The 14,313-nt window shown below is 67.4% G+C and carries 4 protein-coding genes; 1 reads left to right on the top strand and 3 read right to left on the bottom strand.

The annotated features are described in order from the left end of the window. Nucleotides 1-10: 10 nt before the first annotated feature. On the bottom strand, nt 11-5,851 hold the full coding sequence (locus M3330_RS18090) for a non-ribosomal peptide synthetase (protein WP_033098812.1): 5,841 nt from the start codon (nt 5,849-5,851) through the stop codon (nt 11-13). Between the two features lie 155 nt (nt 5,852-6,006). Further along, complete coding sequence (locus M3330_RS18085) at nt 6,007-11,817, bottom strand: non-ribosomal peptide synthetase (protein WP_255025830.1); 5,811 nt, start codon at nt 11,815-11,817, stop codon at nt 6,007-6,009. A 351-nt stretch (nt 11,818-12,168) separates the two neighbouring features. Here M3330_RS18085 and M3330_RS18080 point away from each other — a divergent pair, with 351 nt between their 5' ends. Then, nucleotides 12,169-13,026 (top strand): glycosyltransferase family 2 protein, encoded by an 858-nt coding sequence (locus M3330_RS18080; protein ID WP_080678480.1) that lies wholly within the window; start codon nt 12,169-12,171, stop codon nt 13,024-13,026. Nucleotides 13,027-13,028: 2 nt separating this feature from the next. Here the strand turns inward: M3330_RS18080 and M3330_RS18075 are convergent, their stop codons facing one another. Continuing rightward, nucleotides 13,029-13,790, bottom strand: a complete 762-nt coding sequence (locus M3330_RS18075) for a polysaccharide pyruvyl transferase family protein (protein ID WP_157741786.1) — start codon at nt 13,788-13,790, stop codon at nt 13,029-13,031. Nucleotides 13,791-14,313: the final 523 nt, after the last annotated feature.

Below are 14,313 nucleotides of genomic sequence, written 5' to 3'. Positions count from 1 at the left end.
TTGTGGCCGGTCAGCGCCTCTCGTCGAGACGGCGACCGATGGCGGGTCCGATGACCGCCCACGCCTTCCTGGTGGCCATGTCCCAATGCGAGACCGGCACCTCACGCGTGGTCACCAGCCCGTTCACGTAGGGATACCAGGCCTCGGTGGAGGACATCGGACGATCGGTCTCGGCGATGAAGACCGTCAGGTCACCGTCGTAGACCTCGGGACGATGCGTCGCGAGGACCGAGTACGAGTGCCGGACGCCCTCGACGATCCGGGTGATCCGTTCCGGGGACAGGCTGTCGAACGGAGCCGGCAGAGCCTGCACCACCTGCTGCGCGCTCTCGGCGGTGAGCTCGGTGAGGGGGATCTCCGCAGCCGGGCCCTCGGCCGGGATGCCGAGCACGTTCGCGACCGTCGGGGCGGTGGCCGCGGTGGGCTGCGCGTCGGCCCGCGCGGCCCCGGTCTCGGGGTAGGCGTCGAGGATCGCGAGGGTCGGGACCTGCTCCCCCGCCCGTCGCAGCCGGACCGCGACGGCGTGGGCGAGGATGCCGCCCATGGACCATCCGACGAGATGGTAGGGGCCGTGCGGGTGCGCCTGCCGGATGAGCCGGACGTACTCGTCCGCCCAGGCGTCGATGTCGCCGGGCAGGTCGTCCGCCTCGCCGAGCGCGGGCGACTGCAGACCGTAGACGGGACGGTCGCCGAGGTACGGCACGAGGCCGGCGAAGCCCCATGCGAGGCCGGTGACGGGGTGGATGCAGAACACCGGTGCACCGTCCCCACCGGAACGCAGCGGCAGCAGCGGGTCGAGCCCGGCAGTGCCGAGCGTGTCCGTCTCGGACGTGCTGTGCGAGTCGATCCGGGCGGCGAGTTCCTCCACACCCGGGTGCAGGAACAACCACGGCAGCTCGACGTGGGCGTCGAGGCGGTCGCGCAGGCGCGCGGCGACCTTGACCGCGCTGAGCGAGTTGCCGCCGATACCGAAGAAGTCGTCGTCGAGACCGACCGGGTCGTCGCTGCCGAGCACTTCGGCGTAGACCGACGCGACCGTCGCCTCCGTGCCGGTGCGCGGGGCGCGGTAGGGCGCCGTGACGACCTCCGCCTCCGGGAGGGCCTTGCGGTCGACCTTGCCGTTGACGTTAAGCGGGAGGGCGTCGAGGGTGACGAAGCCCTGCGGGACCATGTAGGACGGCAGCGTCCGCGCCAGCGCGCCGCGGATCGCGGTGATGTCGGGGGCTCCGCCGGTGGGGACGACGAACGCGACGATCCGGTCGCCGTGCTGCACCGTCACCACCGCGTCGCGGATCTGCGGCAGCGCCCGCAGCGCGGACTCGATCTCCCCGAGCTCGATGCGGAAACCACGCACCTTCACCTGGAAGTCGGCCCGGTCGAGGTATTCGAGCGTGCCCGACAGCTGATCGTCGTCGAACCGCCAGCGCACGAGGTCGCCGGTGCGGTACAGGCGTGTGCCGGGGTCGCCGAACGGGTTTGCGACGAACCGCTCGGCGGTCAGCTCCGGTCGGCCGGAGTAGCCGCGCGCGAGCTGGGTTCCTGCGAGGTAGAGCTCTCCGGCCACTCCCGGGGGCACCGGGTGCAGCCGCTCGTCGAGGACGAAGACCTGCGTGTTGGGGATCGGGCCGCCGATCGGAATCGAGCTCTCCCCCGTCTCGGTGACGCGGTGCGCGGTCACCGAGACCGCCGCCTCCGTCGGCCCGTACAGGTTGACGAGATCGGTGTGCGACCGCTCGAGGGTGCGTTCGGCCGTGTCGACGGGAAGCACCTCACCGATCGCGAGCACTCGTCGCAGCGAGTCGGGCAGTTCGCCGTCGGCGTCGTCGAGCAGCGCGTCGAGCATCGAGGGCACGACGTGCAGGGTCGTCACGTGCTCGCGGCGGATCAGGTCGTTGAGGTAGGCCGGGTCGCGGTGGCCGTCGGGTGCGGCGACGACGAGTTTCGCGCCGGAGGTCAGCGACGACCAGAACTCCCACACCGACAGGTCGAAGGTCGCTGCAGTCTTGAGCAGGACGGCGTCGCCCACGCCGAGGCGGTATTCCTTCCGCTTCCAGACGAGCTGGTTGACGATCGCCTCGTGCGGCACGACGACGCCCTTCGGCCGTCCCGTCGATCCGGACGTATAGATCACGTAGGCGGCGTTGCTCGCGCGCAGCGGGGCGAGGCGGTCGGCGTTGCGGATCTCCTTGCCGCTGTAGGCAGCGAGGTCGACGGTGTCGACCTCGATGGTCGGCCGGTCGCCGGGCAGGTCGAGGCGGTCGCGGCTCGTGGTGAGAATGCAGGCGGGGTCGGCGGATCCGAGGATGTACTCGACGCGTTCGCGCGGGTGGTCGGGGTCGAGCGGCAGATATGCACCGCCGGCCTCGACGACCGCGTACATCGCGACGACGAGGTCGATCGAACGTCGGATCGGGAGCGCGACGACCGTCTCGGGACCGACGCCGTGTTCGATCAGCATCCGTGCGAGGCGTCGCACCCGGTCGGCGAAGTCCCCGTAGGTGAGTTCGCTGTTCGCGTCGACGAGCGCGCACGCCGTGGGCGTCGTGCGGGCCTGATCGTCGAACAGGTCGGCGAGGGTCCGGCCGGGGCCCACCGCGAGCTGTTCGGCCTCCCAGGCTTCGAGCATCGCGGCGAGCTGGTCGGGCTCGTGCAGGTCGATGTCGCCGACCACGACGTCGGCGTCCTCGGCGACGGAGCGCAGGATGCGCAGGTAGCGGTCGACCATGCGCCGGATCGAGGGTTCCTCGAACAGGTCGGTAGCGTAACCGAATTCGATGTCGAATCCACCCGGTCCGCCGTCGACGCCTTTGTCGACGATCGTCACGTGCAGGTCGAAGCGGACCGACGAGGACGACGCGTCGAGCGCCTCCACTCGCAGGCCCGGCAGCTCGAGCGCGTCGATGGTGAAGTTGTGATACGACAACCCGACCTGGAAGAGGGGGTGCCGGGACGGCGACCGGACGGGGTCGAGCACCTCGACGAGCCGTTCGAACGGGATGTCGGCGTGGTCGAAGGCATCGATGTCGACCGTGCGGGCCTGCTCGAGCAGATCGGCGAAGGTGCCGCCGAGATCGACCTCGGTGCGCAGCGCGAGCATGTTGACGAACATGCCCACGACACCGTCGAGTTCGGGCGCCGAGCGACCGGCGACGGGGGTCCCGATCACGACGTCGTGGGTGTTCGACAGGCGCGCGAGGAGTGCGGCGAGTGCGGCGTGCACGACCATGAACGGGGTGGTTCCCGCCCGGCGGGCGAGGCCGGTGATCGCCTCGTGGACGTCGTCCTCGAGTTCGACGCGCACGGCACCGCCGCCCGCGCCGAGGATCGCAGGTCGCACGTGGTCGGTGGCGAGATCGAGATGCTCGGGGACACCGGCGAGCGCGCCCGTCCAGTACGCGAGCTGACGGCCCGCGATCGATTCGGGGTCGTCGTCGGTGCCGAGGACCTCCCGTTGCCACAGCGTGTAGTCGGCGTACTGCACCGGCAGGGGCACCCAGTCGGGCGCGTGCCCACCGACACGTGCGGTGTACGCGGTGACGAGGTCGCGCACGAGCGGCGCGAGCGAGGTGCCGTCGCCGGCGATGTGGTGCAGGACGAGGACGAGCACGTGCTCGTCGGGTGCGGTCGCGAACAGGTGCGCACGCACCGGAACCTCGGCCGTGACGTCGAATCCGCGGCCCGCGACGCGCGCGAGATGCTCCGGCAACTCGCCGGCGGGCACCTGCTCGACCGGAACGTCGACGACGCGTGCTCCCGGTTCGAGGATGCGCTGCTCACCCACACCGTCGATCTCGGGGTAGACGGTACGGAGGGTCTCGTGACGCTCGACGAGGTCGGCGAACGCCGCGCGCATCGCGTCGACGTCGAGCCCACCGGTCAGACGCACCGCGAGAGGGATGTTGTACAGGGCGGATTCGGGATCGAGGCGGTTGAGGAACCACATGCGCTGCTGCGCGTAGGACAGCGGCAGGTGTGCGGGTCGCGGGCCGGCGACGAGCGGTACCGCGCGATCGGAGCCGGCCGCGTCGAGGTGCCGGGCGAGTGCCGCGACGGTCGGCTCGTCGAACAGCGCGGCCGCGCGGACTGTGACGCCGAGACGCGCGCGGAGGCGGCCGACGACGGACGTCGCGAGGAGCGAGTTGCCGCCGAGATCGAAGAAGTCGTCGTCGAGTCCGACCCGGTCCACACCGAGGACATCGGCGAAGACATCGGCGACGGCCTTCTCGGAAGCGGTGACGGGAGCGCGGAATTCGGCGACGGTCGTTCCCACCTCGGGAAGCGCCGCGCGGTCGACCTTGCCGGAGGGGGTCAGCGGGATGCGGTCGAGGGGCACGACCGCGGCGGGGACCATGTACGTCGGGAGCACGCCGGCGACGTGTTCGACGAGGCTGCCCGGATCGAGCGGGTCGTCGGTGCCGTGCACGTAGGAGACGAGTTGGGTCTCGCCGGCAGGGGTCTCGCGGCCGACGGTGAGGGCGAAGTCGACCCCTGGGTGCGACGCGAGTGCGGCGTCGATCTCCCCGAGTTCGATGCGGAATCCGCGGACCTTGACCTGGAAGTCGTTACGGCCCACGTAGACGATGCCCGACGAGGGCGTCTCGGGTCCGCGCACGACGTCGCCGGTGCGGTACATCCGCGCACCTCCCGGCGCTGCGACGAATCGCGCTGCGGTGAGCCCTGGGCGACCGAGATACCCGCGGGCCACCCCCGGCCCTGCTGTGTAGAGTTCGCCCGCGACACCGACGGGGACGAGGTGGAGTCGCGAATCGAGCACGGTCTCCGTGACATTGCCGATCGGAGGTCCGATCGTCACCCGGTCGCCCGGGGTGAGGGGTTCGGAGATGTTCGAGACGATGGTCGTCTCGGTGGGTCCGTAGACGTTGTGGAAGCGGCGGCCCGGCGCCCATCGCGTCACGAGTTCGGGCGGGCACGCCTCGCCGCCCACCGCGACGGTGCCGAGTACCTCGAGACCGGCCGGGTCCACCGAGGCCAGCGCAGCGGGTGTGACGAATGCGTGTGTGACCCCGTGCTTCCGCACGACATCCGCGAACTCCGACCCGCCGAAGACGGTCAGCGGGGCGACGACCATCGTCGACGACGCACCCACCGCCAGCAGGAGTTCCAGCACGGAGGCGTCGAAACTCGGTGACGCGAAATGCAATGTGCGCGACTGCGACGAGAGTCCGTAGCGCTCCACCTGTTCGGCGCAGAAGTTGGCGAGCCCCGAATGCGTCACCACGACGCCCTTGGGGCGACCGGTGGAGCCGGAGGTGTAGATGACGTACGCCGCGTTCTCCGCACGGACGACACCGCGTCGCTCGTCGAAGAAGACGGGCTCCGAGGACATCCCGGCCGATTCGTCGCGCACCTCGGCCGTGTCGAGCACGAGTGCGGGTACCTCACCGGGCAGCGTGCCGGCGTGTTCCTCGGTGGTCAGGACGAGCCCGGCCCCCGAATCGTCCAGCATGTAGGCGATGCGATCGGCGGGATAGGTGGGGTCGACGGGCACGAACGCCGCGCCGGTCTTCGCCACCGCCCATGTCGCGAGGACGGATTCGAGCGAGCGCGTGAGGAACTGCGCCACGCAGTCCTCGGGACCGATTCCGCGCGAGATCAGAAGACGGGCAAGGCGTGACGATCCCGCGTCGAGTTCGCGGTAGGTGAGAGCGCCGGATTCGGAGACGACGGCGATGCCGTCCGGATTCCGTTCGACGGCGACGGCGAGCAGATGGGGCAACGATGCGGTCGGTGCGCTGCGGCGCAATCTCCGAGGGCTGCCCGACGTACGGATCCCGGAAACGGATCCCTCGTCCGAGTGGGCCGAGTCGAAGTCCATCGCATTCGTCGTCATACCACTCCCCGCTTCGCGCCGGGGGACGGTACGGCTGATGAACGCACGCCGAAACAGGCACGCGCCCTGGCGTATCGACGCGATCAGGCCCCCGACAGCCGGATCACGTACGCCGAACTACACGAGTCTCGCACAGGAGTACGAACGCTGCCACATCAGTGCCCGACACGGAGTGTCGAGTCGCGCTTGCGGACTTCGCAATTCGGACATACACGGCGGTTGCACCAGGCGGCGAGGAGCGGGCCGACGGTGCGACACGCGTGCTCGCCCGTCATCGCCCAGTGGGACACGTCGATGTCGTGGCGGTGCACCCGTCCGGTGACGAACTCGGTCCAGTCCCTCCGGGAATCGTCTTCCGGCGACGCCGAACTCCGCGACCCCACGAAGAGCAGGTCGCCGTCGAAGCGTCCCGGGTAGTGCCGCTCGAGAACGTCGAACGAATGACTGATGCCGCCGAGAAACGACTCCATGGACGGGAAGACGTCGCTGTCGAATTCGCCACGCCCGAGAATCGATGTGATATCCCCGACGTTCGGCGTGGCGCGGTCACCGTTGTCGAGACCGTTCAGGGCCGCGAGGGCCACCGACTGCGGATCGACGGACTCCGGTAGCGGGGCCGGGACGTGCGCATCGAGCAGGACGAGGGAGTCCACGGAGCTCCCGTGTCGTTGCAGTTGCACGGCCATCTCGTGCGCGATCACTCCGCCCATAGACCACCCGACGAGGTGGTAGGGCCCGTCGGGGTGCGCGCGCCGGATCTCGTCCACGTACAGGGCAGCCCATTCCCGGATCGATCCGGGAAGCTCCTCGGTGCCCGACAGCGCGGGCGACTGCAGTCCGTAGACCGGACGACCGGCGTCGATGAACTCCGCGAGCCGCGAGAATCCCCAGGCGAGGCCGACGACGGGGTGGACGAAGAAGACCGGCTCACCGGAGGCGGGTCCCGTGCGCAGGGGGAACACGACGTCGAACGCCGTGGACGCCGACTCCTCACCGTCGCGCTCGCTGCGTTCGATCCGCTCCGCCAGTTCGGCGACGACGGGGTGGGCGAACAGCCACTCGAGGGGCACGGGACGCTCCAGCGCCGCCGCGAGTTCGCTGACCGCCCGGACCGCGACCAGCGAGGTACCGCCCGAGCGGAAGAAGTCGTCGTCACGTCCGACCGACTCGATGCCGAGGACCTTCCCGAACACCTTCGCAACGGCGGATTCGACGGCGGTGGCGGGCGGACGGTGCTCGGCCGGCGCGGCCGGGACGAGTGGGAGGGCGTTCCGATCGAGTTTGCCGGTGCTCCCCTTCGGCAGGCAGTCGATCGCGCGGATGTCGGCCGGGACCATGTAGTTCGGTAACCGTTCGCCGAGCGAGGTCCGCAGGGCGGCGGTGTCCGGTTCGGTGCCGTCCGAGACGACCACGAAGGCCACCACGCGGTCGCCACGATGTGCATCCTGCTGCACCGTTGCCGCCGCGGCAGCGACGCCGGGGCATGCCCGGAGTGCGTCCTCGATCTCACCGAGCTCGATCCGGAACCCGCGGATCTTCACCTGGAGATCCCGGCGACCGATGTAGTCGAGTTCGGGTCCGCGTGCGCTCGTGACCCAGCGCACCAGGTCCCCGGTCCGGTAGAGACGCCCTCCGCTGCCGAAGGGGTCGGCGACGAACCTGCCGGCGGTCTCACCCGCCCGCGCGACGTAACCGCGCGCGAGTTGCTCGCCGGACAGGTACAACTCCCCGACCGCGCCGAGCGGGACCGCACCGAGGCGGTCGTCGAGCACGTGGACGCCCGTGTTCCACACCGGTGTCCCGATCGGCACGCCGTGGACGTCGGCGTCGGTCACCGGGTGATCGGTCACCGAGACGGCCGCTTCCGTCGGCCCGTAGAGATTCACCAGTTCGGCGTCGCTGCGGGCGGCGAACTCCCGCGCGGTCGCGGCGGGCAGGGACTCACCGATGGACAGCACACGCCGCAACGTCGACGGAAGTCGCTTCTCGACCCCCGACAGGAACATGCCGAGCATGGTCGGAACCCCGTGGAAGGTGGTGACCCGTTCACGCTCGAGCAGGGCGATCATGGCGCGGGGGTCGGGGTGGCGTCCCCGGTCGGCGATCACCAGCCGGCCACCGCACGTCGACCAGCCCCAGAACTCCCAGACCGACAGGTCGAAGGTCGCCGGGGTGTGCAGGACCGACACGTCGTCGGGTCCGAGGTCGAATCGCTCTCGCAGCCAACACATCTGATTGGTGACCGCACGATGGGTGACCGCAACACCCTTGGGGACCCCCGTCGAACCGGAGGTGAACAGGACGTACGCGATGTTCTCCGGTCGCAGCCGGGCGAGCCGTTCGGCATCGGTCACCGGCGCTGCGGACAGTCCGGCATGGGCCGGATCGTCGACGTCGATCACCGCGGCACCGCCGAGATCGACGGCTGCGGACGCCCCACCCACACGTACGACGACGGCGGGTTCGGCGGCCGCGACGATCTGCGCGATGCGTCCGGGTGGCAGGGAGGGGTCGAGCGGAACGTAAGCTCCGCCGGCGACGGACACCGCGTACATCGCGACGACCAACTCGACGGATTGTCCGATCATGAGGCCGACCCGGGTCTCGGGGCCGACACCGGCCGCGATCAGCGCACGCGCACACCGGTTCACACGCTCGTCGAATTCCCTGTAGGACACCGACGTTCCCTCGTGAACGAGGGCGATCGCATCGGGGCGACGATCGGCGTGCGCCCGGAACGGATCGGGAAGGACGGATGCGTCCGACCGGCGGTACTTTCCCCTGCCGATGTCGAGCAGCCTGGTCCGCTCGTCCTCTCCGATCATGTCGGCATCGCCGACGGGACGTGACGGGCAGTCCACGAGTGCGGCGAGCACGCGCGTGAACATGGACGAGAACGAGCGGGCGGTCTCCTCGTCGAACAGGTCGGCCGCATACGTGAGCCGACCCGCCAGCCCGCCGCACCGCCCGTCCTGGTCGACGCGTTCGCCGACGAGCAGATGCAGGTCGAACTGCGAGATACGAGTGTCGGGGACCAGACTCTCGACGGACAGACCGGGAAGGTCGAGCCGGGACGGTGCGAGGTTCTGGAACGACAGGCCCACCTGGAAGAGCGGGTGCCGTGCCAGGGATCGGGCCGGATCGAGCGCTTCGACGAGCCGCTCGAACGGCAGGTCGGCGTGGTCGAAGGCCTCCAGCACCGTCGCGCGACTGCGGTCGAGGAGTTCGTCGAAGGATTCGGCGGGGTCCACGACGGTCCGGAAGACGAGGGTGTTGACGAACATGCCGATGAGGTCGTCGAGCAGCGGATCGGTGCGCCCGGCGACGGGGGTGCCGATGGCGATGTCGCGCGTCGCCGACAACCGGGCGAGCATCACCGCGAAGGCGGCCTGGGCGACCATGAACGGGGTCGCACCGTGACGCGCGGCGAGTTCGCGCAACTGCTCGTGGACGTGGGCGTCGACCTCGACGTCGACACTGCCCCCGCGGTGCGACTGCACGGTCGGCCGGGGACGGTCGGTGGGCAGATCGAGCTGGTCGGGCAACCCGTCGAGGGCGCGCCGCCAGTAGTCGAGTTGCCGCGCGGCGACCGATTCCGGGTCGGATGCATCACCGAGCGCATCCCGTTGCCACAGTGCGTAATCCGCGTACTGGACGGCCAGCGGCGGCAACTCGGCCGTGGTCCCGGTCGCGCGGGCGGCGTAGAAGGCGGCGAGGTCGCGGGTCAGCGGCGCGAGCGACGCTCCGTCGGCGGCGATGTGGTGGACGACCACGACGAGCACGTGTTCCGTTGCATCACTGTCGTTTTCGATACTGCTACTGCACCGCAGCAGTCGGGCCAGGACCGGAACCTCACGGGTGACGTCGAATCGGGTCGAAAGGACGGCGTCGACCTCGGACCGCACGGCGTCGGGATCGACTTCGACCGGCAGGAGATCCGGCAGGAACGCCTCGATCGGGAGGACCTCCTGCACCGGGACACCGTCGATCTCGGGGTAGACGGTGCGGAGTGTCTCGTGCCGAGCGACGAGATCGCGGACCGCCGCCTGCATCGCCGCGGCGTCGAGATCTCCGGTCAGCCGGACGACGATCGGAATGTTGTATGCCGCAGAGGAATCGAATCGTCCGAGGAACCACATGCGTTGCTGCGCCAACGACAACGGCACCCGATCCGGACGCTGCCGCGCCGCCAACACCACACTCCCGACCCCGGCACCGGCGGTGTCGGTGTCGAGACGGGCCGCCAACTCCTGCACCGACGACGCCTCGAACACCACCGGCACCGCCACCCGATACCCCAACCGCGCCGACAACCGCGCCACCAACCGCGTCGCCGCCAACGAATTACCACCGAGATCGACGAACGAATCGTCCAACCCGACCCGCTCGACCCCCAGAACCTGCGCGACCTCCTCGGCCACCGCGATCTCCACCGGCGTCCGCGGCGCCCGATACTCGGCCACCTCGAACACCGGCGCCGGCAACGCCGCCCGATCGACCTTCCCCACCGGCGTGAGCGGCACCTCGTCGAGCACCGTCACCGACGACGGCACCATATAACCGGGCAACACCTCCCCCACCGACGCCCGCACCTGCGCCGGATCGAGCACCGCCCCCGCCTCGGGCACCACATACGACACCAACGCCGACTCCCCCGACGCCAACGCCGCCCCCACCGTCACCGCGAAACCGACCCCCGGCACCGACGACAACACCGCATCGATCTCCCCCAGCTCGATCCGGAACCCCCGGATCTTGACCTGGAAATCACTGCGCCCCACATACTCGAACACCCCATCGCCGCCGCGACGCACCAGATCCCCCGTCCGATACATCCGGCCACCCGGGGTGAACGGATCGGCCACGAACCGCGCCGCGGTCAACCCGAACCGACCGTGATAGCCTCGCGCCACCTGCGCCCCGGCCACATACAACTCACCGACCACACCCTCGGGCACCGGACGCAACCGCTCATCGAGCACGAACGCGCCCACCCCCGCGATCGCCGACCCGATCACCACCGGCGCATCGGGCACCAGCTCCGCCGACGAGGTCGCCAGAATCGTCGTCTCCGTCGGACCATAGGCATTGAAGAACCGCCGCCGACCCGGCACCGACCACCGCCGCACCAGATCCGGGGTGAACGACTCACCCGCCACGACCACCACACGCAGATCGTCCAAGCCCGCAGGATCCATCGACCCCAACGCACCCGGCGTCATGAACACATGCGACACCGACTGCGACGCAATCACATCCGCCAGATCCGGACCACCACCGACCCCCGCCGGCGCCACCACCACCGTCGCCCCCGCCGAGAACCCCACCCCCAACTCGAGCAACGACACATCGAAACTCGGCGAACACACATGCAACACCCGCGAGGAGCCATCGACCCCGAAATGCTCACGCTCGGCCGACATCACCCCACCGATACCGGCATGCGAAACCACCACACCCTTCGGCCGCCCCGTCGACCCCGAGGTATAGATCATCCACGCCGCATCCGACAGCTCGAGCGAACGCACCCGATCCGCATACGAAACCGGACGCGACGACAACTGCCCCACCCGCGCAGCCACCGACACCTCGTCGACCGCCACCACCGGCACCGACCCCGCCGCCTCGGCCACCACCTGCGCCACCGACGACACCGTCAACGCCAACACCGCACCCGAATCGGCCACCATGAACTGCACCCGCTCGGCCGGATAACCCGGATCCACCGGCACGAACGTCGCCCCCGACTTCGCCACCGCCCACAACACCACCACCGACTCGAGCGACCGCGGCACCGCCACCACCACCGCATCCCCCGGCCCCACCCCACGACCGATCAACCACCGCGCCCACCGCGACGACACCGCATCGAGCTCCCGATACGACAACGACCGAGAACCCTCCACCACCGCCACCGCATCACCGGCCGACTCCACCGCCGACACCAACAACTGCGGCAACAACACACCCCGACGACCACTACGTCGATTGGAACGGCTCGAAACTGGGGTTCGAACCCTGCCTGAACCGGGCGCTGTCACTCTTCCGAACCGTGGTCCTTCCTGGTCGGATTTCGCGTGCGTCACGTATCAAACTCCTCCCGACCGAGGCACCCCGACGTCCCTGGTCGCAAAGAAAGTTACCGGCCGAGAACAGATCCTGCAGGACCGCAGCGTCAACACGCGAATATGACCCGAAAACAGCGGATTATAGCACGGCGACGGCAGAGCCACCCTAAGGAATTCTAAAGTGACATATCTTACACTCAGCTCCACCTGTCCAGCGTGGACTCCGCTTCATGGGTAGCGTAGATCGCCATGAGCCGAGTAACCCTCTCTGTTGTAGTGCCCGCTTACAACGAGGAACGGTATATCCGGAAATGCCTGTCGACCCTCGCGCACAACCGTGAATGGATTGACGAAGTTGTGGTTGTCGACAACAATTCGACCGATCGCACGCGCGATATTGCAATGCTCTTCCGTGACCGTTTTGAGAAGTTTGCTGTCATCTCGGAACAGACACCGGGAGTGGTGCATGCCCGGAATGCGGGATTCAACGCCACTTCGGGTGACATAATAGCGCGCGTAGACGCCGATACGATCGTGGGCAATTCGTGGGCTAGGGCGATTCACGAATTCTTCCGGGAACAACCAGGGTATGCTGCAGTGACAGGACTATCATATCTATATGAGTCGCCCGTAGCCGGCTTGCAACGCACGATTTTCGATCGTTTCTCAAGGCGCTGGCGCTCAAAAGGATCGCGCCCAGTCGTTGTATTGTCTGGTGCTAATATGGCCATTCGTCGAAGCGCTTGGGAGACCGTGGAGAACAGCACGGCCGTATCTAGGGACGTCCATGAGGACGTCGATCTTTCCCTCTGCCTCTTGAAGCATGGATTTCAGCTCGGTCAAGCAGCGGATATGCTCCTTTCGGTTTCCGGACGTAGAGGAAATAGCAGTTTGAAGGATTACCTCTCATATACGAGAGCGACAAAGAGAACTTTCGTGCGCCACGGACACGACTATCTGGGTTTGCGTCTTCTACTCATCGCGAACATGCTTGTTCACGCAATTTTTCTTCCGCTGTACAAGAGTCATTCGTCAATATCACGCATCCGCGGCCTTGGTGGCGGGGCGAGAGCATTGCCCGTCGGTGATAGAGATTCTACGATGTAACATTACAGGTACGGTATTGCTCGAATCAGCCTGCTCTGAATTTCTTTCAGATTTGGAACAGCACAATATCCCCTTTTCAGGTCCTCCACAGCCTCCGGATCCCAGACGAGATCAGCATCGTACTGTGTTGCGGTCCCACCGAAGGCGGAATAGTAGTCCTCGAACTTGTACCGACCACCACCGATCCGGCCACTCAGCGCGATCCAAGCATTCGGGATGCCGAACGAATCGGCGACAATAAGGCCGTGAAGACTCGTCGAGAAGATGAACTCACATTCAGTAATGTCGGCAATGACATCGCGGGGTTCTCTGGACGGGTCGATAAGTGCGACGCGCCCCTGTTGCGCGAGGGCTCGTACAACCTCGTCTTTCTCATCCACATAATGGTAGACAAGACCAACCTTTCCAGTCACTACCGGTGAGCGGGGGTAGACTCTACTGGCAAGTAGGCCAGGGTCACCGAGGGCTACATCTCGGACCGGACGGATACGTGAGAGAGTGAGTTCTCCCCGAACCGCATAGAAATCGAAATCGGGATGATCCCAATTTCTCCCCCCCGCAGTGCCGCTAGCCATGAATCCCGAACCCCATACCTTCAGCCCACTTGGCGCACCCGCGCCCTGCACCATTTCCAGGATGGACCCGGCACCGATGAATTCACTCCGTTTGGGGTGAGCCCAAGTGCACGTAACTCCGGCGAGTCCATGGACGATTCCGGATGTGAGCTCGTCACCAAAATTCGGCCTGTCGGTAACAAGTCCCATGCGCCGCCACCAAAAAGTCCTGATGCCTTCGCGATGCGGCATAAATCGGTCCGATAACACTCTACGCATGTATGGGATCATGGTTTGCCATCGTAGCGGCAACTTGTCCCGCGGAGAACAGGAAAATACCGGACAAGCCGACGACGCATACTTGCATCACAAATGTTTCGCCATGAAGACCGCTATTCTTTTCGAGAGCGGTTGTCTTCATCACATTCGATCCTCAGCAATGAGACGAACTCAAGATCTTCCCTCCCGCCGGTGTCCCAAGTCCGTAAGCAGGCACAGATCATTCGTCACCTACTTGTCCCGAGCTCCATGGAAGCGGTATTCCGGTCCTTTCGGTTCCGGGACGATCGCGACCACGCCGGCGCGCCGCTGCGGCAACCATCCTACTCACCGGGTGCCCCGTAGGGCGGACACCGTCAACGTTAATTCCGTCGTCATCAGCCGGCCACGGACTCACCCGGGCCCGCATCGAGCTACGCTCACTCGACTTCCCACGGCGAGCACGATCTTGGCT

Origin of the sequence: Rhodococcus sp. GA1 (assembly GCF_024321955.1) — a bacterium.
GTDB lineage: Bacteria > Actinomycetota > Actinomycetes > Mycobacteriales > Mycobacteriaceae > Rhodococcus > Rhodococcus pyridinivorans.
The sequence above is the reverse complement of the archived record's forward strand: the minus strand, read 5'-3'. Positions and strand labels throughout refer to the sequence as shown.

Bases quoted from the DNA above. Each gene is read 5' to 3' on its own strand.
- M3330_RS18090 (WP_033098812.1), bottom strand. From the start codon at position 5,851: ATGACGACGAATGCGATGGACTTCGACTCGGCCCACTCGGACGAGGGA.
- M3330_RS18080 (WP_080678480.1), top strand. From the start codon at position 12,169: ATGAGCCGAGTAACCCTCTCTGTTGTAGTGCCCGCTTACAACGAGGAA.
- M3330_RS18075 (WP_157741786.1), bottom strand. From the start codon at position 13,790: ATGGGACTTGTTACCGACAGGCCGAATTTTGGTGACGAGCTCACATCC.